This window comes from uncultured Pontibacter sp. (assembly GCF_947492645.1).
GTDB lineage: Bacteria > Bacteroidota > Bacteroidia > Cytophagales > Hymenobacteraceae > Pontibacter.
Map to the genome: position 1 here is coordinate 116349 of NZ_CANLMZ010000005.1, position 19430 is coordinate 135778.

The window sequence follows — 19430 nt, forward strand, 5'->3', positions numbered from 1 at the left end:
TGCATCCCAACGATATTTTTCAGACCTTTGCAGCAGATGGCTATACCAGAATTACTTCATCGATTACCCGACTTACCTGTAAAGGAAGCGCTGCCGCAGCTGCTGGCTGCCCTCGAAGGCAATACACGCGTGGTATTGGAAGCACCTCCCGGAGCAGGTAAAACCACGCTTGTACCGCTGGTTTTACTCGAAGCTTCGTGGCGCGGTGGCGGTAAAATTCTGGTGCTGGAGCCTCGTAGGTTAGCTACCCGCGCCGCAGCGCAACGCATGTCGGATATACTTTCGGAGCCTGTCGGGCAGACGGTGGGTTACTGGGTGCGGATGGAGCATGTGGTGTCGGTTAACACACAGGTTGAGGTTGTAACCGAAGGTATACTTACCCGCCTGTTGCAGGAAGACCCGGCGCTGGAAGGAATCTCCGCCATCATCTTCGACGAATTTCACGAACGCAACCTGCAGGGCGATCTTGGTTTGGCCCTTGCCCTGGATGCACAAGCTGTACTCCGGCCTGACCTGCGCATTATGGTGATGAGTGCTACCCTGGATGCCGCCGCTACAGCTAAATGGTTGGATGCGCCGGTAGTGCAAAGTATGGGTAGGCAGTATCCGGTAGAAACTCACTATTTATCTAATGCCGAAGTAGCGGCAGCTGGTACACGTCCGGCACAGCGCCTAGCAAACCTGGTACCAAAGGCAATCCGGCAGGCGCTGGAGCAGGAGCCAGAGGGCGACATACTTGTTTTCCTGCCAGGCATGGGCGAAATGCGGAAAGTAGCTGAGCAACTGGAAGGACGTTTAGCACCAAGTATAGACCTGCACATCCTGCACGGCGACCTTACTTTGTCAAAGCAGTTAGCTGCCATTCAACCAGCCCCTAAAGGCAGGCGAAAAGTTGTATTAGCCACTAGTATCGCCGAGACAAGCTTAACTATAGAGGGTGTAAAAATTGTAATTGACGGAGGCTTCGCCCGTGTGCCAAGATTTGTACCGCGCACCGGTCTTACCACGCTTGTAACCATACCCGTTTCCAGAGCTGCAGCCGATCAACGCCGTGGCCGTGCAGGCCGTTTAGGTCCCGGCATCTGCTACCGCCTCTGGTCTACGGCCGACCAATTGCAGCTACCCGAGAACCAGACTCCTGAAATTTGTGAGGCTGATCTTACCGGCGTTGCCCTGGAGCTTGCCATCTGGGGAGTAAAAGATGCGACTGATCTAAAGTGGCTCGACGTCCCTCCTGCCGCTGCTCTTTCCCTGGCCCGCGATCTGTTGTTGCGTTTAGAGGCCATCAACGAAACAGGAAATGCAACGGCACACGGTAAAGCTATTGCCTCGATGGGCTTAGCACCACGCCTGGGGCACCTTGTCATTCGTGGCCGTGAACTGGGTCATACTTCCACGGCCTGTGCTTTAGCTGCGCTACTCTCAGAAAAAGATGTGTTAAAGCCGGTGCAACAACCTTGGTCGGAGCCATTACCGGACGTGCAGGTTCGCCTCGAGTTGCTGGAAGGTAAACGCCCTTACATACCTGGTTTTGTAGTAGATGAAAATGCCCTGCGCAGGGTAAAAGAACAGGCCCAACACCTGCGACAGCGTTTGCGTGAGACTAAGGCCGCTTTGACGCATGATGCAGTAGGAATACTTACGGCCCTGGCCTATCCTGATCGCATTGCCCAACTCGAAACTTCAGGACGCGTGCGGCTGGTAACGGGTCAGCGTGTTGCTTTACAAACGGAGTTATTAGGCGAAGCACCTTTCTATAGTATAGCACACCTGGAAATCGGTTCCAGAGCACGTGCTTTACTGGCTGCCCCGCTTACCAAAGCTGAACTTCTAAAGTATTTTGCAGAGCAACTGGAGGATCTGGAAGAAGTACGCTGGGACGAAACAACTGCCCGTGTAGTAGCTAGAAGTATAACCCGCCTTGGAGCATTGGTTTTGGAAGAAAGGCAGCAGCCCAACCCGGATCCGGAACAGATTGCCGATGCACTGTTTCTGGCCATACAGGAAAAAGGTGTGGCACGCCTACCCTGGCCTGATGAAGCTATCAGAACACGTAAACGGCTGGCATTTCTACACCAGTTAGCTCCTGAAAACTGGCCGGATGTATCAGATGAGGCGCTGCAGGAGAGTATGGAAGTATGGCTGCGACCTCACCTTTCTGGCCTTCGTTCTCTGGACCAGGCATCCAGACTAGACTTCGATGAGGTGCTGCTATCGGATCTAAGTTGGGAACAGCGCCAAGAGATGGATAAACTGGCTCCTGTCCACTTGCAGGTAACAAGCGGTTCCAGGATCGCTATAGACTACTCTGATGTAACTACACCTGTACTAGCGGTGCGCCTGCAGGAGGTATTTGGTATGCTTGAAACACCAAGAATAGGCGGGGGCAAAGTGCCTGTACTCATGCACCTGCTCTCCCCTGCCTCACGCCCCGTACAAGTTACCCGCGACCTTCACAGCTTCTGGAATGCGGGTTACTTTGATGTGCGTAAAGATTTAAGGGGCCGTTACCCAAAACACCATTGGCCGGATAATCCGCTGGAAGCACAGGCAACGAGAGGCACAAAAAAGCGGCCGGGATAGTAAGTTGCTGCAATACCGGGTCCAACCACCCCCTAACTCCTCAGAGCTCTGCTCGCTAGTTTCAAACTCTCGTTTTCACTAGTCTAAGGCGAAGAATTTTACTTACTATTTCATTTGTCATCATAATAGCTGCTGCCTTTAACGTTGTCATCCTAAAAGGATTTTGGCAGAAGGGAGATTAAGCTAGTGCGACACGGCAAGAACATACCCCTACCCCCTCTCAAGAGGGGAATTCAGAAAAATTTAAAACGCCTTCTCCTGTTGCTAAGAAAGGGGTGAAGTAAATATGCAGCGTTGATTGGCCCCGGTACTGCAGAGTAATTTGTAACTTAATCTAAGCCTGTTCATTACCGGCCATACTACATTCCGGCGCAGTTATTGCTAAAAACCATTTGCACCAAAACAGCTGAATAATCGTTTGTATGCAGTATGCGTCAAAGCAAAAGCGGCTTTCGCCGGCAAGCGACCAATAACAAAACATGAAGCACACGCTTAAAAGGCTAATAAAATTTATAGTTACCAAGATAATGGCGCCGTTTGTGCGGCTGGTTCATGGCGAACTGTCGGCTTTTTTTGGTAGCCTTAAGCCAAAGTTTACCCGTACCTACTGGAAGCAGAAATGGGCCGAGTGGCAAGCCAGCCGCAGCCAATCCAATTATAAGTTTCTTTTCAGAGTATTTTATAAACTTGCTTTGGTAGGAGTACTTTTTATGGTGCTCTTCTATTTTGCTATTTATACTGGCTTTCTGGGAGGCATGCCCTCTACTAAAGAGCTGCAATCGGTACACAACAACACGGCCTCTGAAGTGTATGCAAAAGATGGCGAGTTGCTGGGGCGTTATTATATACAGGACCGCACCAATGTAAACTATGCCAACATCTCTCCTGCCGCTATCGATGCCTTAGTGGCAACAGAGGACGTCCGGTTTTACAAGCATAGCGGTGTAGATGCCCGAAGCCTTGGTCGTGTAGTTGTTAAATCGCTGTTGATGCAGAACGAAAGTTCTGGTGGCGGTAGCACTTTAAGCCAGCAATTGGCCAAAAACCTGTATCCCCGCAAAAATTACTGGTTTGGTGATATGCTCGTGAACAAGCTTCGCGAGATGATTATTGCCAGAAAACTAGAGAGCCTCTACTCAAAGGAACAGATACTGGAGTTGTACCTGAACACCGTACCCATGGGTGGCAACCTATATGGTATTGAACGTTCGGCGCAACGCTTTTTCAATAAATCTGCAGGAGAGCTCAAAACCGAAGAGGCAGCTGTGCTTATTGGCATGCTGAAAGCTACTACTACTTATAACCCTAGGTTATCCCCCGAACGCTCTAAAACCCGAAGAAATGTGGTATTGGGGCAGATGGCAAAGTATAATTACCTTACTACAGCACAGGCCGACTCTCTTAAAAAACTACCGCTAAAGCTTAATTACAATGTCACTAACCATAACGATGGCCTGGCCCCATACTTTAGGGAGCAGCTACGGCAGGAACTTGTAAGCTGGGCAGCAAGCAAAAAGAAAAAAAACGGGCAGCCTTACAACCTTTATAAAGATGGGCTAAAAATATACACCACTATTGATGCAGGCATGCAGCGCCACGCCGAGGCCGCTGTACGAAAGCAAATGGCCCAGCTACAAAAAACTTTTGATGCGCATTGGCGTGGTCGCAGCCCCTGGGGCACGAACTCCGATGTAATTCAGGTGGCAATGCAACGCTCCGACAGGTACAAAAAAATGCAGGCAGCCGGCGCCTCGGAAGCAGAAATCACGAAAGCTTTTCGGGAGCCCCGCAAAATGACAGTTTACGGTTGGAATGGCAGCAACCAACGCACTATAAGCCCCCTCGACTCTATTGCCTATTACCAACGCTTCCTGAACACAGGTTTATTTTCTGTAGAGCCGCATACTGGTTACGTGCGTGCATGGGTGGGCGGCATCAACCACAGCATCTTTAAGTATGACCATGTGCGCTCCAGAAGGCAGGTGGGCTCTACTTTTAAGCCTATTGTTTATGCGGCAGCCCTGGAAAGAGGCATGAAGCCTTGCGATTACTTCCCGAACGAACGCATGACCTTCCCGACAAATGACAGTTGGTCGCCGAGAAACGCAAACGAGCAGTATGGTGGCGAGTACACCATGCGCGGAGCCCTGGCACATTCAGTCAATACGGTTTCGGCACAGATCATCATGAAAACCGGCGTTGATAAAACCATTGATATGGCGCACCGCCTAGGAATTAAAAACGAATTGCCAAAGGTGCCCTCGCTAGCATTAGGTACTGCAGATCTATCACTCCAGGAAATGGTTACTGCTTATGCCACCTTTGCCAACCGCGGCATGCGCGTAGATCCTGTTTACATTACCAGGATTACTGACCGTGATGGAGAAGTTTTACGCCAGCACCATGATGGCCGTCAGACCCAAAAAGTTATCTCGGAGCAAACAGCGGCTGTAATGCTGTACCTGATGCAAGGTGTGGTGGAGGAGGGCAGCGCAAACAAGCTACGCTCTCAGTTTGGTTTGCAAATGGATATTGCCGGCAAAACCGGCACTACACAGGATAATACCGACGGCTGGTTTATTGGCATCACGCCGCAGTTGGTTACAGGCGTTTGGGTAGGCGGCGAAAGCCCACAAGTGCGCTTCAGGACGTTGGAGTTAGGCCAGGGATCCAGAACAGCATTGCCTATCTGGGGCGACTACATACGCCGCATTGCCATCGACCCTAAGTATAAAGGCTATTACAACAGTAAGTTTGAGCCTTTGCCGCCAAGTATACTTGCCAGCCTTAATTGTGAATCTTTCCGCGCAGAGCCTCCAAAAGAGAATTTCCTGGAGCGGGTATTAAACACGGTAACGGGCAAAGCCGCGCAAACTTTTGAGGAGTGGAAAGAAAGCTGGAAAGAACGCCGCAAGGAGAAGCGGGAAAGGAAGAAGAACAAAAACCGACACAGAGAATAAAGGCATTAGTTTCTTAAATAGTGTACAGCATGATTTGTACATAAAGCAAAACCCGAAGCACTTTAAGAACGTCTTCGGGTTTTGCTTTATGTGCTTTGCCAATTACAAAGTAAATAGTCAGAAAACACGACATTTCACTAGCAGTATTATGATTTGAATTTCAGTCTGGTTGCACTAATTTGCTGATTTTTACCATAATTATACATAAAACCGCAATCTTACTTTTGTTAATACAATAATATTCCTATTTTAGTATTAACAAAAAAGTTAAAACTATGAAAGGAAAACTTTTACTAACCATTTTACCTTTAGTCCTGCTTCTTACGACAGGGGCTTTAGCGCAACAAAGAGATGTACGTGGAAAAGTAATTGGGGCTACAGATGGCTTTGCTATTCCTGGTGCAAGCGTTGTAGTGAAAGGTACTACTACAGGCGTCTCTACAAACACCGACGGTACTTACCAGATAAGAGTACCTAACGAGGATGCTGTACTCGTCTTCAAATTTTTAGGGTATCTAGCCCAGGAAGTACGTGTTGGCAACCAGAGTGTAATTGATGTACAGCTACAAACAGACAGCAAGCAACTTAGCGAAGTTGTAGTTACAGCTCTTGGCATTGAGCGAAGCGAACGTTCGCTTGGTTATGCTACGCAAGAAGTTAAAGGCGATAACCTAACGCTAACCAAGGAGCAGAACATACTTGGATCTCTTTCAGGCAAAATTGCCGGTGTGCAAATGACTGGTGCCTCTGGTGCAAGTATGGGTGGTACCCAAAAAATTCAGATAAGAGGCGTAAATTCTGTAACTGGTGGTGGCCAGCCTTTGATTGTAGTAGATGGTACACCTATCTCTAACGCAAACTTTGCCGGCAGAAACGGAGCTGACTACGGTAACTTAGCTCAAGATATTAACCCCGAGGACGTTGAAACCATTAACGTCCTAAAAGGCCCGGCAGCATCTGCCCTTTATGGTATTCGTGGCCAGTATGGTGTAGTGATGATCACAACTAAAAAAGGCAGTAGGGGGCCTAAGAAGGTAGATGTACAGCTAAACTCTGCATTCTCTGTTGAGAGAGTTGGCAACCTCATGCCGATGCAAAACATATACGGCGGCGGCGGCAGCCAGACCTGGAGAACTTTGGCAAACGGTGAAAAGTATGTAGATGGCACAGATGAAAGCTGGGGACCTAAAATGGACGGCACTCCGGTTCGCCACATGCATAGCTTCTATCCTCAGGACCCGATGTATGGCCAACTAGAGCCTTTTGTGCCTCAACCTGACAACATTAAAGACTTCTTTGAAACTGGATACAACCTCAACAATGGGATAAGTATTTCCGGAGGGAACGAGAACTCTGCTTTCCGCTTAAGCTACAATAACACTCAAATTGAAGGTGTAGAACCAAATACATGGCTTAAGCGCAATAACCTGGGCCTTAGCGCATCGCTTGACCTGAACGATAAAATTACTGCTTCTGCTAATATCAACTATGCTAATAATGATGGGCAGCGCCCTGCCCAGGGGTATTATGAGGGCTCTAGAAACTTTATGCAGTGGTTCCAACGCAACCTAGACATGAAGCGCCTGAAAAACTACAAATACGAGGATGGCACTTTCTACCACTGGAACATAGGCAGACCAAACGCTGCAGGTGTAATTACAAATTGGCAGCCATCTGACTGGAATAACCCCTATTTTGAGGCTTATGAGAACCTTAACAACGACAACCGTGACCGCTTCTTCGGTGATGTGGGCTTAACATACCAGATTTTGCCAGAGCTAAAGTTAAGCGGTTTTGTGCGTTCTGATATGTTTACACAGAACATTGAGAGCCGGGTAGCAGCAGGTGGCAGAAGTCCTGATGCAGCTTACTCGGTAGGTAAATATCAGAACAAAGAAATGAACTATGAGTTCTTAGCACAATATGCAAAAGATTGGAATGACTTCTCTTTGAATGTAAACGTAGGTACCAACTTATTTGAAAGAGATTATACTTATCTAAGCCAGGAAACAAGAGGAGGATTAACTAGCCCAGGCTTCTACAACATTGAAGGTTCAAGAGAAAGGCCTGTAGTTTCTTCTTACCTACTCCGAAAACAGTTAAATAGTGTTTACGGTATGGCAACAGTTGGTTATAAAGACACCTACTTTGTTGACTTCTCAGTTAGAAGAGACCACTCATCAACCCTACCAGATCCTTATTACTATCCTTCAGTATCTGCCTCGTTTGTATTCAGCGAATTGCTTAACTGGCAGCCACTATCTTATGGTAAGTTAAGAGCTAGCTACGCCATGGCAGGTAACGATGTTGGTGTGTATGCTACCTCTTTAAACTATGAAACAGGCGGACTGTACGGAAATGAGGGAGGCACAGTTAATACAGCCTATGTTCCTGATGTGCTGAATAACCCTAACATTAAACCATCATTTGCCACATCATACGAAATAGGTACTGACTTACAATTCTTTAACGGTAGATTAGGAGCAGACATCACATACTATGAACAGCGTAATGAGGATGACGTAATTTCTCTTAACGTTTCTGGTGCAAGCGGTTACAGTTCTTCCTACATCAACGCCGGCTTAATGGTAAACAAAGGGATCGAAATTGCACTTACAGGTACACCAATACAAACTCAGAAATTCTCTTGGGATATAGCATTTAACGCTGCAAGAAACAGAGGCACCGTGAAAGAACTTTACCCTGGACTAGACTCTCGTTTGTTAGAATCCAATACGTATAGCGGTGTGCCAATGTATCTGTACTCAAATGTTGGCGAGCAATTTGGCACTATTGTAGGGCAGGCATACCAGCGCGACCCTGCAACAGGCAAAATACTTCTTGGCAGCAACAACATGCCATTGTATACTACTGCAACACACAACTTTGGTACTGTACTGCCTGATGCCACAGGTGGCCTTCAGAATACCTTCCGCCTTGGTAAGTTTGATCTAGGTGCTATGATCGATTATCAGTTCGGCGGTCAGTTTATCAGCTGGTCACGCATGCTATCAGTTAAGGCTGGTCTGGCTCCTGAAACAGCCGCTTTGAATGAAAACGGCAAAAACGTACGCGACCCACTTGCTGAAGGTGGTGGCGTAAAAGTTAGCGGAATCTACGGTCCAGGTGTAATAATAGGCGGAGAGGATATGTCCGGCAAAGAATTCAATGGCTTTGTAGATGCAAGAACATACTTCAGAAACACATTAGGTACCAGAATTTACGAGGAGTGGATATATGATGCCTCTTATGTTAGATTAAGAGAAGTTAGGTTAGGCTACAGCCTGGACAAAGCCTCACTAGGTAGCTTGCCTTTCCAAAGAATAGGCATTGCACTTATTGCCCGTAACCCTTTAATGATCTGGCAGGAAGCACCAGAAGGCCTGAATCCTGCAGAACTTGCAACAGGTTCATCCTCTTTCGGCTGGCTGGAGACTGGTGGTTTAAACACCGTAAGATCATACGGGGTAAACTTGAATATTTCATTCTAAACAGAAAAGCAGATGAAGAAACTATATATATTTCTACTAGCCTGTCTGTCTCTAACAAGCTGTGAGATAGATGAAGACATTAATGTAAACCCAAACAAGCCAAGTGAGGCATCTGGTAGTCAGCTTTTAGCAAACTCCATGCTCAGCCTGCCGGGTTTAAGCTCCTCTACTCAAGGTGAGTTTATGGCGCAGTACCTGTCAGAACTGCAGTACGTTGGAGCTTCTCTTTACCCGGAAGGTGCTACTAACTTTTATGGTTGGTATACAGGCCCGCTCATGAACCTTGAGACAGTAATCACATCAGAGGAACTAGACGGTAAAGAAGGCCCTATTGCTAATCAGAAGGCTGTTGCTAAAATTTTAAAGGCCTATTACTTCTGGAACATTACGGACCGTTGGGGAGATGTACCATATGCACAGGCGCTAAAAGGAAACGAAAACTTTACACCGGCTTACGATACACAGGAATCCATTTACAACAATCTGTTTATACTTTTGAATGAGGCAAATCAGCAGATCGTTTCCGGCTCTATAAGTAATGATATTGTTTATGGAGGCAATATGGAGAGATGGAGAAAGCTTGGCAACACTATAAGGTTACTGATGGCGCTTCGTATATCGGAGGTAAACCCAACCAAAGGTAAAGAAGAGTTTAATAAAGCCTTGGAAGCAGGTATTATGACTTCAAACGAAGATAACTTTGTTTTCAAGCATCTGGCTGTTGAAGCGAATGAAAACTACTGGTATTCACAGATTTTCCGTCAGAACCGATTAACCTGGTGGTCTTTAAGTGAGAACCTTGTTAACACATTGGAAGCTACAGATGACCCCCGCCTGCCAGTTTTTGCAAACACAAACGAAGATGGCGAATACGCAGGCTTAACGTTTGGCTCTCCTAACGGCGGCGACCCTAACCAATTCTCTACCCTTGGTGGCCAGATCTGGGAACAGGATGCTCCGGTTTACCTGGTAACTTACGCACAGGCTTTATTTGCTAAAGCAGAAGCTGCCAAGCGCGGCTGGATTGCAGGCGGTGATGCAGAAGCGGAAGCTAACTATAATGAAGCTATAAAGCAGTCTATCGACCAATGGACAGGAAGCACTACAGCAGCAGCAGATTACCTTGCAAATGCTGAAGTAGCTTATACCCCAGCCAATGCCATAGAGCAAATTGCAGAGCAACGCTATATTCACCTGTTCATGCATGGTTATGAGGCGTGGGCAGAATGGCGCAGAACTGGCTATCCTGATAATTTAGTGGCACCAGAAGGTAAAGCAGTACCAACCAGATTAATGTATACAGCTAACGAAGCAGCCAACAATACTGCTAACTACAACGAAGCTTTACAAAGACAATTTGGTGGAACTGATGGCCTTTACGGCAAAGTATGGTGGGATAAATAAACACACCAAAGAATAAAAAGAAAGAGGCTGCGTAACTAACGCAGCCTCTTTCTTTTTATATCACGCCTACTTTAGGTCAAGCCGGCACACGATCCAAAGCTTTTATCTCGTTTTTATAAGCTCCCGGTAGTATGGCTGCTTTCAATAACCAGTCTAGGTTAAAGCGGCGGGTTATTTTGTAGATGCCCAGCACAGGCACCAACCAGTGGTACCGCCCCAAACCAAGCATTTTGATTACTAACTGCGGTACTACCAACTTTTGCGCCTCCAGCAGCAGCATGTACCGTATCGGGCCAAGGTGCTTTTTATATTGCTTATACAGATCAAACGTATACTTACTCTCCTGCAAATTCTGATGCAGGTGTTCATCCCTTGCCACCAGCCATTGCTCAAAAGTTTGTGGTAGGTCTTTAAGCCCCATGCGGCTGCCAACCCGATAAAAAGTATCGAAAACTTCTGCTTTTTCTGCCTCCGTAAGCTTTCGCTCCAGCAGCTCAAAAGATCGAATAGAGTAGTCAATCAACATGAAAAGCACATCGCGGTAGGCCCAGTCCGGTATAGATTGCCCCCGCTTCTGCTCGACACCAGCATGTATGGCCGCCATTTTATCAATCGCGCTGTGGGCAACCTCCTCGGTTGAGAAAACAATCTGCCTTGCGTAACCAACGGTAGAGAACAAACGCCCAAGCGGGTCAGAAGGCAGGCGACCTGTAAAATACAGCCAATCCACAGCTTTGTTTAAAGCAAATTCAGCAGAGGCACCGGCAAATATAAAAAGCACAGTATCGCTTTTACCCCATATTTCCCGAACAACAGAGGTTTCTCTCACAAACATTTTCATACTTTATCAACGATGTAAGAGCGTAAAACGTGCCGTGTTCCGGCTTATAACTACAGCCTAAAAACTGAGAAGGAACTACTTTACTGGCTCGGCCAAAACACTTTGCTCTAATGCAATCAAATCCTGCAGCAGCTCCAGCGAAACTGGTCCAGGCTTGCCGCTTCCAATTAGCTGCCCGTTTACTTGCACAATGGGTAAGATGCGTTTGGTGGTACTGGTCAGGAAGGTTTCTTTAGCTTGCATTATTTCATCCAGCATAATGTCACGGGCATCTACTTTATACTTTCTGGCAGCCAGCTTCATTACATTTTTGCGTGTGATGCCTTTAAGTATGTTTTCGGCTGGCGTAACCACGGTGTTATCCTGGGTAACCATGAAAAAGTTGCAGCGCGGGAATTCAGTAACGAAGCCGTTACTGTGGTAAAGCACTTCCTCGGCATTTTGCGCTTTCATGTGGTGCAGCAGCCTGATGCCTGTAGTATAGTTTATGGATTTTACGACGGGCAGGTCGCGCAAATACTCGTGGGTGATGATGCTGATGCCCTGCGTCACTTTAGCTATTGAAGGCAGCACAAGCGGTTGCTGCTGTATAATGAGATTAGGCGCTGACGGCTCGAAACCACCTTCAGAGTAGCCGCCAGTTAAGATCATCTTTACACCGGACACCGTAAGATTGTTAAGCCTTATTAACTTCCCTATTATCTGCCTGAGATCTTCTTTGCTGTAGGGGACCTGCAGGTACATCAGGCTGGCCGAATTATAAAACCGCTCCAGGTAATCGTCTAGGAAAAGTGGGTTCTGGCCTTCAACTTTAAAATAATCGAAAACCCCATAGCCACGCTGTATAGCCAGGTCGCTGATGTGCAAAAAAGCCTGGGGTGCGGATGTAAACGAGCCGTTTACAAATACCTGAAGTGAAGATTGCGCTTCCATAGTTTTAGAAGTGAATGGTTAAAGCAAATGTATCAGAAAAATTAATTTGGGCCAGCACCTTTTCAACATTTATGCAGCACGATTCATCCTTTTATACTATTTTAGATGTTCCGCTACCTAAAAGCAGCAGATTAGAAATATGCAATCAAAAAAGTTTGATTTCTGAAGATTATAGGTTTTATTCGAACTAAATACAATAATCATTCCTTTATAGTGTTTAGCATAACAGGTGCACAAGCCTGTGCCGGTAAGTATAAATACACTTCAGTAAAGTATTTCCCGGTGCTTTTCAACCTTTTTAGTTATTAATTATTTATTCTTTCAAGATTATGAAGGCATTTTTTTTAACCTTGATTTTTGCGTCGTCTGTGGCAGTAGTACAAGCACAGGACGCAGCTACCCAAGAAGCTCAGGCATCGGCTAAACTGCAAAGCCAGTTTAAGGGCCTGAAGGAAAACGCCAACAGTTACAGAGAGGGCAGCCGAGAATACAAGGTAGTAAACGTTAGCGCTTTAGATTCTTTCTGGAAAAGCGTGGAGACTAACATCAAAGCCACCGAAGCAAAATTGGATAAGGCCCGAAGCGGTTCTAAAGAAGAACTACAGCAGGCACAATCTAAAATAGATGCCCAGCAGGCAGAAATAGTGGCGCTGCAAAAAGACAATGCCTTAAAAGACGAAGAAGTAAAGAAAAGCGACAGCATTTCAATTTTCGGTGTTTTCTATATTCCAAAGCAAGCATTCGTAATCCTGATGTTCTCCATTATTGGGGTACTGTTGCTAATAGCTGGTATTTTATACTTCCAGTTTAAAAACAGCAAAGTAGTGACCGAGCAAAAGAAACGCGCTTACGATGAAATTGACGCAGAATTGCAGGAGGTAAAGAAAGTTGCCCGTGAAAAAGAGCTGAAACTGAAGCGCGATCTGCAAACCGAGATGAACCGTATCGAGGAATTAAACCAGGAAATCAGCAACTTGCAAAAGAAGGTAATGGCCTAGTTCATTTAAAGTATAATTTAAAAAGCCCCGGGAAGTGTAGCGCTCTCCGGGGCTTTTTGTGTTTAACTACCCCCCTCTTTTGCCTATCCTCCCAAACACCTGTGAGAAATATGGAATATTGCGGTACTGTAAAATGCCCTGGATTTATCCACCTGCTCGAAATCACACACTAAAATATTTTTCATAAAACTACTTGCACCTGAAATTTATAATCGTAATTTTACGATTATAAAAATATGGGAGCTACAAAAACAGAAGAATTTACACAGGCCGATATCACGATAGCCAAGTATGCTAAAGCACTAGGCCACCCGGCACGCATTGCCATACTTCGCATTTTGCTGGAACGCACCTCCTGCATTTGCGGCCATATTGTGGAGGAACTTCCGCTCTCGCAGTCTACGGTGTCGCAGCACTTGAAGGAGCTAAAAGAAGCAGGACTGATAAAAGGTGACATTGAGGGCAAAAAAGTATGCTACTGCATTGATGCACAGGCATGGCAAGAGGCGCAACTGCTCTTACAAGTAATGTTCGGCAAGTATAAAGTATGCGACACCAGTTGCTGCTAAAAAAATTTGACAAGATTAATCGTAAAATACCGATAATTTAAAATTTGAAACTATGAACAACGCAGAAGAATTAAAGAAGATTGTTCGCGAAAAGTACAGCGAGATAGCCAACCAAAGCAAAGACCAGAACGCAGCCTCGTGCTGCGGCGCCACCGGTTGCAGCACCGTAGACTATGCCATTTTTGCAGACAACTATACCGAACTGGAAGGTTATAACGCCGATGCTGATCTGGGCTTAGGCTGCGGCCTGCCAACAGAATTTGCCCAGATTAAAAAAGGTGATACTGTAATAGACCTTGGCTCCGGGGCTGGCAACGACTGCTTTGTGGCCCGTGCCCTGGTAGGCGAAAACGGCAAAGTAATTGGCGTAGACATGACAGAGGCCATGATCAAAAAGGCCCGTGAGAATGCCGAGAAGCTTGACTTTAACAACGTAGAGTTTCGCCAGGGCGAGATTGAGGACCTGCCGATAGCTGCCAACCGCGCCGACGTGGTGGTAAGCAACTGTGTGTTAAACCTGGTTCCGGACAAGCAAAAGGCTTTTGCCGAGACGTTTCGTGTATTGAAGCCAGGCGGCCACTTCAGCATTTCCGATGTGGTGCTGGTAGGCGAGCTACCAGAAGGCTTGGTTAAAGCCAGCGAAATGTATGCGGGTTGTGTATCCGGTGCTATCCAGAAAAACGATTACCTGCAAATTATAAAAGAGGCTGGTTTCGAGAATATTACTGTACAAAAAGAGAAAGCTATACAGGTGCCGGATGAGATTCTGCTCGATTATTTAACCGAAGAAGAGATCAAGGCTTTTAGAAACAGCAAGACGGGCATTTTTAGTGTTACCGTTTATGGCAATAAGCCAGCTGCCTCTGCCTGCTGCGAGCCGGGTGCCGGCTGCTGCTAACCTATATACTTGCTCAGCTGATTGTTATTTCTACCCTCTTCTCCTATAGATGATTACCCCATTTTTTACTCCTAGAGGAAAGAGTATTATATAAGTGGAGATCCTCTTTTGAAGGAGTAAGCATTAGCAATCAGCTGAGAACAACATTTAAACACCACATGGAACATTGCGCACCTGCCCATAACCGAAAAAAACTTGGCTTTTTAGACCGCTTTCTCACGCTTTGGATTTTCCTGGCGATGCTGATTGGCGTAAGTATAGGTTATTTTTTACCGGAAAGTTCTGGCTATGTAAACTCACTATCCAGCGGCACTACCAACATACCCATTGCCATTGGGTTGATCCTGATGATGTACCCGCCGTTGGCTAAGGTAAATTACCGCCTGCTACCAAAGGTGTTTGGCAACACAAAGGTAATAGGCCTGTCGCTGCTGCTGAACTGGGTTGTTGGGCCGCTACTCATGTTTATACTGGCTATTACGTTTCTGCGCGACTACCCCGAATACATGACCGGGCTTATACTTATCGGCCTGGCGCGTTGCATTGCCATGGTGCTTGTCTGGAACGACCTGGCCGACGGCAGCCGGGAGTATGCAGCCGGACTGGTAGCGCTTAACAGCATTTTCCAAGTATTTCTGTACAGCTTTTATGCCTGGCTCTTTATAACCAAACTCCCTCCTCTTTTCGGCTTTGAGGGTGCTATCGTGGATATTTCAATCGGTGTAATTGCAGAGAGTGTTGCCATCTACTTAGGCATACCTTTTCTGGCCGGTGCACTTACCCGAATCATACTTGTACCGCTAAAGGGCCAGGAGTGGTACCAAAACAGATTTATCCCTGCCATCTCTCCTGTCACGCTTATTGCCCTGCTGTTTACCATACTTGTAATGTTCAGCCTAAAAGGAGAGCTTATCGTAAGTTTACCGTTTGATGTGCTGCGCATTGCCCTGCCGCTTGTAATATACTTTGCAATCATGTTCCTGATCAGCTTTTTTGTATGCAAAGCTGCAGGAGCAAATTACGCAGAGAATGCCTCAGTAGCCTTTACGGCAGCAGGCAACAACTTTGAGTTAGCCATTGCGGTTGCCATTGCGGTTTTCGGTATAAACTCAGGAGAGGCTTTTGCCGGTGTGGTGGGGCCACTAGTGGAGGTACCTGCTTTGATTGCTTTGGTTAATGTAGCCTTCTGGCTGCGAAACAAGTTTTATTCTCAGCAAACCAACCCCCTAAAAGCATGATCTTAGGCCCTACCCTACAGGCTACTGCCTTGCAATTGGAACAAGAGTTTGACCAGATACCAGTAGCAAGAAAAGAACTGCTGCTGCAACTGAGCCGCTATATCAGCAACAAGAAAGCAGCAGGGCAGCCAATAGATCTCGTGTTTATTTGCACCCATAACTCCCGCCGCAGCCATATGGCGCAGCTGTGGGCGCAGGCAGCGGCCACCTCTTTTGCTGTTGAAAAGGTAACTACCTACTCGGGAGGCACCGAGGCAACAGCCTTTTACCATGCCGCTGTAAAAGCAATGCAAAAAGCTGGTTTTGAAGTGTCAAAACTCACAGAAGATCAAAACCCAATGTATGCTGTAACCTATGCTGATGCTATAGCACCGGTAAAAGTATGGTCTAAAAAGTATGATGATGCGGCTAACCCTACCGCCGGTTTTGGCGCCATCATGACCTGCTCTGATGCCGATGGGAACTGCCCTTTTGTAGAAGGCGCTGAAAAGCGCATTGCAATTACCTACCAAGACCCCAAAGCCTCAGACGGTACACCCCAGCAGGAAGAAGTATACTTTACAAGGGCGTTGCAGATTGGCAGAGAGATGTTGTTTGTTTTCAGCAAAGTATAAAACAGAAGAGAGATGCATAGTGCATGCATCTCTCTTCTGTTTTATGTATCTGAATTGAGTAAATATATTCTCAAGGTATTAGCCTTGCTTCACTAACTGAATTTCAGCATGAAGTTTTATCTCATCGCTTACCACAACGCTACCAGCCTCTGTTACTGCACTCCAGGTTAAGCCAAAATCCTTACGATTGATTTTACCATCTACAGTAAAACCTGCTTTTGTCTGTCCGTAAGGGTCTACTACTATACCGCCAAACTCCACGTTAACGGTAAGAGGTTTTGTAGTGCCACGAATGGTTAATTCGCCGTTCAGTTTATACTCGTCGCCAGATGATTGCTCAAAGTCTTTGCCCACAAACTTCACTTGGCCGTGGTTCTCAGCATCAAAAAAATCTGCCGACTTAAGGTGCGTGTCGCGCTGTTCGTTGTTAGTGTTGATAGAGTCTACATCAGCCGTAAACACAATGCTGCTGGCTTTTGTAAAATCCTCTTCCTCTGTTTCCACTTCCAGGTTAAACTTCTGGAAATAACCTGTTACAGTCGTGATCATCAGGTGCTTTACCTTAAACTGTATCTCACTATGTGCCGGGTCTATAGACCATTTCGTAGTTGCCATAATCTTAACTTTAGTGTTCTTTATTTATGAATTTATCTATACCTGCTTAAAATGTAAATTGTTATCAAGCGCTGCTTTGGTTTAAAATCTTCAAAGGATCCTGCCCAAAACCGAAATTACAAATACATACATCAAATGTACATACATCAAATTACTTAAACAAGTTTCATTCTTATTTATTATCTTAATCATTGTAGCGTTTAGCAACTCCAAACATCATAAAATGACTGCATACTATAATACTATAGCTTTTGAGGAGCTTCGGAAGTGGCAGGCCGAGATGCTGCGCCAGCCCTCGCTCATGAATGCCGTAACCCGAAAGCTACAGTACAAGATAAACAGCTACATACCCAACAAAGTACATGCAGCTATTACCGCCACTATCAAACAAATGACCCGCGCCATGCTGTTTGGAGCAGGGCTTGTAACTACAAAACCGCTGCAGGGCCTAAGTTTGCAGCAAAGAGAGCTAATGGTGCAGGACCGCATCACATTTTACCAGCGAGCTGCTGCTGCTGAGGGTGGCGTAACCGGGGCCGGAGGCATACTTTTAGGGTTGGCAGATTTTCCGCTTTTGCTAAGCCTTAAAATTAAATTCTTGTTCGAGGTTGCTGCCTTGTATGGCTACGACGCCGCTGATTACCGGGAGCGGGTATACTTGCTGCACATATTCCAGTTAGCTTTTAGCAGCCACGAACACCGCCGCGAGGTATACTTGCTGGTGCAGGACTGGGAAACGCACAAAGAACACTTGCCCGAAGATATAAATGACTTTAACTGGCTTGCTTTCCAACAAGAGTACCGCGATTATATAGATCTCGCCAAGATGGCCCAGCTCATTCCGTTGATAGGAGCTCCTGTTGGCGCAGTAGTTAATTACAGGTTGCTAAAAAAGCTGGGCACTACCGCCATGAATGCTTACCGCCTGCGCTGGAAAGAGCAACAGCTGCTGGCAAACCGCACAGGAGGCAAATAACGCTGATACGCTCCTTTATAAAGCCCCACGCTATATTATACCCTGCTCCATCAAGTTTGCACACAAAGCTGGCAGCCACAACTGTTCAGCTTTAAAGTTTTTGTATCTTGCGCCAAATTAGAAACAGGCATACATTAACCGCTTATACGCTGAGCAAATTACCTAGCCGTGCATACTTTAGTCCTGTCAATGTTTGCCTCAGCGCCATATTGTAAAGTATGAATTACGCCGAATGCACTTTAAGAACAGCTGTACTTATACTTGAGGTGGAGATGGTTGCTACCTGCTACCAAAGGTTTAACAGCTTATGGAACATGCTGGAATCATACAAGCACTAAACTCGGCTGCCACTTCTAATTACAAGCTTTTTTATACTTTAACCAACCGTGATCAACTATAACCCCAAAGACTGGTTTGTCTTTATTTTCAGGTTTACCAAAGCCGACACGTTCCGGAGGTTGCTGCCGCTTATGGCAGCCGTTAGCCTTTACGCCGGTGGCATTGCTTACATAGAGCTAAACTATATGAGTGTAGAGGACTCGAAGTATATCCGGAACTTCGGGATGATGCATGGGGTGCTTGGCTTTGTGATTTCCCTGCTGCTCGTGTTCAGGACAAATACTGCTTACGACCGCTGGTGGGAAGGCCGCAAAGTATGGGGCGGGCTTACAAACACCTCCCGCAACATGGCCATAAAAGTAAGCGCAATGGTGCCTCAGGAAGAAGACCGCCGTTTTTTCCGGCTCATGATCCCGAACTTTGCGTTTGCCCTTAAAAACATGCTGCGCGAAAACGAAGACTTTACCGAACTGGACCCGGTTCTGGACCTGAAGCGCGGCCGCCACCTGCCTAACCAGATTGCATCAGCTATTTACAGCCGCGTAAACATCCTGCACCAGAACGGTACGCTTACTACAGCACAGATGCTCTCGCTAAGTGCCGATGTACACTCCCTCACCGACCACACCGGCGCCTGCGAACGCATCAAAAACACACCTATACCTTATACTTATAGCGTGTTCATTAAAAAGTTTATTTTCTTATATGTGATGACTTTGCCTTTTGGCTGGTCGTTTAGCCTGGGCTTCTACATTATACCGGTTGTGGTGCTTATACTTTACGCGCTGGCGAGTTTAGAGCTAATTGCCGAGGAAATCGAAAACCCATTCGGGACCGACGACAACGACTTGCCAACCGACCAGATTTGCCACAACATACGCAAGCACGTATCAGAGTTGCTTAGCTAAGCTTAAGGCTATCGCACCACTTATTTAAAACAAGCATACTACTGCAATGGAGTAACCTGCAAA

General features: G+C 46.4%; 14 protein-coding genes. 11 read left to right on the forward strand and 3 right to left on the reverse strand.

Annotated elements, in window-relative coordinates; translation table 11 throughout:
* Positions 1–27: 27 nt before the first annotated feature.
* The 4 genes from hrpB (at position 28) to Q1A23_RS05850 (ending at position 10438) form a co-directional block, all read left to right on the forward strand.
* On the forward strand, positions 28–2583 hold the full coding sequence (hrpB, locus tag Q1A23_RS05835; protein ID WP_299820851.1) for an ATP-dependent helicase HrpB: 2556 nt from the start codon (positions 28–30) through the stop codon (positions 2581–2583).
* A gap of 479 nt (positions 2584–3062) precedes the next feature.
* Positions 3063–5543, forward strand: a complete 2481-nt coding sequence (locus tag Q1A23_RS05840) for a PBP1A family penicillin-binding protein (protein ID WP_299820854.1) — start codon at positions 3063–3065, stop codon at positions 5541–5543.
* A gap of 275 nt (positions 5544–5818) precedes the next feature.
* Positions 5819–9034, forward strand: a complete 3216-nt coding sequence (locus tag Q1A23_RS05845; protein ID WP_299820857.1) for a SusC/RagA family TonB-linked outer membrane protein — start codon at positions 5819–5821, stop codon at positions 9032–9034.
* A gap of 12 nt (positions 9035–9046) precedes the next feature.
* Entirely contained in the window at positions 9047–10438 is a 1392-nt protein-coding gene (locus Q1A23_RS05850) for a SusD/RagB family nutrient-binding outer membrane lipoprotein (RefSeq protein WP_299820861.1), read from the forward strand.
* A 76-nt stretch (positions 10439–10514) separates the two neighbouring features.
* On the opposite strand, the gene Q1A23_RS05855 is transcribed toward Q1A23_RS05850, so the two are convergent.
* Both Q1A23_RS05855 and Q1A23_RS05860 read right to left on the reverse strand, forming a co-directional pair.
* The gene (locus Q1A23_RS05855) at positions 10515–11279 is read right to left on the reverse strand and encodes an oxygenase MpaB family protein (RefSeq protein WP_299820863.1); all 765 of its coding nucleotides are present in this window, start codon (positions 11277–11279) and stop codon (positions 10515–10517) included.
* Between the two features lie 75 nt (positions 11280–11354).
* The gene (locus Q1A23_RS05860; RefSeq protein WP_299820865.1) at positions 11355–12212 is read right to left on the reverse strand and encodes an aminotransferase class IV; all 858 of its coding nucleotides are present in this window, start codon (positions 12210–12212) and stop codon (positions 11355–11357) included.
* Positions 12213–12541: 329 nt separating this feature from the next.
* Between Q1A23_RS05860 and Q1A23_RS05865 the strand changes: the two genes are divergently transcribed.
* The 5 genes from Q1A23_RS05865 (at position 12542) to Q1A23_RS05885 (ending at position 16529) form a co-directional block, all read left to right on the forward strand.
* On the forward strand, positions 12542–13210 hold the full coding sequence (locus Q1A23_RS05865) for a hypothetical protein (protein ID WP_299820868.1): 669 nt from the start codon (positions 12542–12544) through the stop codon (positions 13208–13210).
* 236 nt (positions 13211–13446) lie between these two features.
* Positions 13447–13779: a metalloregulator ArsR/SmtB family transcription factor gene (locus Q1A23_RS05870; protein ID WP_299820871.1), complete on the forward strand. Its 333-nt coding sequence runs from the start codon at positions 13447–13449 to the stop codon at positions 13777–13779.
* Positions 13780–13831: 52 nt separating this feature from the next.
* A complete protein-coding gene (locus Q1A23_RS05875) occupies positions 13832–14677 on the forward strand; it encodes an arsenite methyltransferase (protein ID WP_299820874.1) in 846 nt (281 codons plus the stop codon).
* Between the two features lie 158 nt (positions 14678–14835).
* On the forward strand, positions 14836–15915 hold the full coding sequence (gene arsB, locus Q1A23_RS05880) for an ACR3 family arsenite efflux transporter (protein WP_299820877.1): 1080 nt from the start codon (positions 14836–14838) through the stop codon (positions 15913–15915).
* Positions 15912–16529: a protein-tyrosine-phosphatase gene (locus tag Q1A23_RS05885; protein WP_299820880.1), complete on the forward strand. Its 618-nt coding sequence runs from the start codon at positions 15912–15914 to the stop codon at positions 16527–16529. Before arsB ends, Q1A23_RS05885 begins: the two co-directional genes overlap by 4 nt.
* 78 nt (positions 16530–16607) lie before the next feature.
* On the opposite strand, the gene Q1A23_RS05890 is transcribed toward Q1A23_RS05885, so the two are convergent.
* Positions 16608–17144: a YceI family protein gene (locus Q1A23_RS05890; protein WP_299820883.1), complete on the reverse strand. Its 537-nt coding sequence runs from the start codon at positions 17142–17144 to the stop codon at positions 16608–16610.
* A gap of 223 nt (positions 17145–17367) precedes the next feature.
* Here Q1A23_RS05890 and Q1A23_RS05895 point away from each other — a divergent pair, with 223 nt between their 5' ends.
* Entirely contained in the window at positions 17368–18120 is a 753-nt protein-coding gene (locus tag Q1A23_RS05895) for an EcsC family protein (RefSeq protein ID WP_299820886.1), read from the forward strand.
* 386 nt (positions 18121–18506) lie between these two features.
* Entirely contained in the window at positions 18507–19367 is an 861-nt protein-coding gene (locus tag Q1A23_RS05900; protein ID WP_299820889.1) for a bestrophin family ion channel, read from the forward strand.
* The last annotated feature ends 63 nt before the right edge of the window (positions 19368–19430 follow it).

Coding starts and splice junctions, on each gene's coding strand:
- Q1A23_RS05840 (WP_299820854.1), top strand. CDS start 3,063: ATGAAGCACACGCTTAAAAGGCTAATAAAATTTATAGTTACCAAGATA.
- Q1A23_RS05845 (WP_299820857.1), top strand. CDS start 5,819: ATGAAAGGAAAACTTTTACTAACCATTTTACCTTTAGTCCTGCTTCTT.
- Q1A23_RS05850 (WP_299820861.1), top strand. CDS start 9,047: ATGAAGAAACTATATATATTTCTACTAGCCTGTCTGTCTCTAACAAGC.
- Q1A23_RS05855 (WP_299820863.1), bottom strand. CDS start 11,279: ATGAAAATGTTTGTGAGAGAAACCTCTGTTGTTCGGGAAATATGGGGT.
- Q1A23_RS05860 (WP_299820865.1), bottom strand. CDS start 12,212: ATGGAAGCGCAATCTTCACTTCAGGTATTTGTAAACGGCTCGTTTACA.
- Q1A23_RS05865 (WP_299820868.1), top strand. CDS start 12,542: ATGAAGGCATTTTTTTTAACCTTGATTTTTGCGTCGTCTGTGGCAGTA.
- Q1A23_RS05870 (WP_299820871.1), top strand. CDS start 13,447: ATGGGAGCTACAAAAACAGAAGAATTTACACAGGCCGATATCACGATA.
- Q1A23_RS05875 (WP_299820874.1), top strand. CDS start 13,832: ATGAACAACGCAGAAGAATTAAAGAAGATTGTTCGCGAAAAGTACAGC.
- arsB (WP_299820877.1), top strand. CDS start 14,836: ATGGAACATTGCGCACCTGCCCATAACCGAAAAAAACTTGGCTTTTTA.
- Q1A23_RS05885 (WP_299820880.1), top strand. CDS start 15,912: ATGATCTTAGGCCCTACCCTACAGGCTACTGCCTTGCAATTGGAACAA.
- Q1A23_RS05890 (WP_299820883.1), bottom strand. CDS start 17,144: ATGGCAACTACGAAATGGTCTATAGACCCGGCACATAGTGAGATACAG.
- Q1A23_RS05895 (WP_299820886.1), top strand. CDS start 17,368: ATGACTGCATACTATAATACTATAGCTTTTGAGGAGCTTCGGAAGTGG.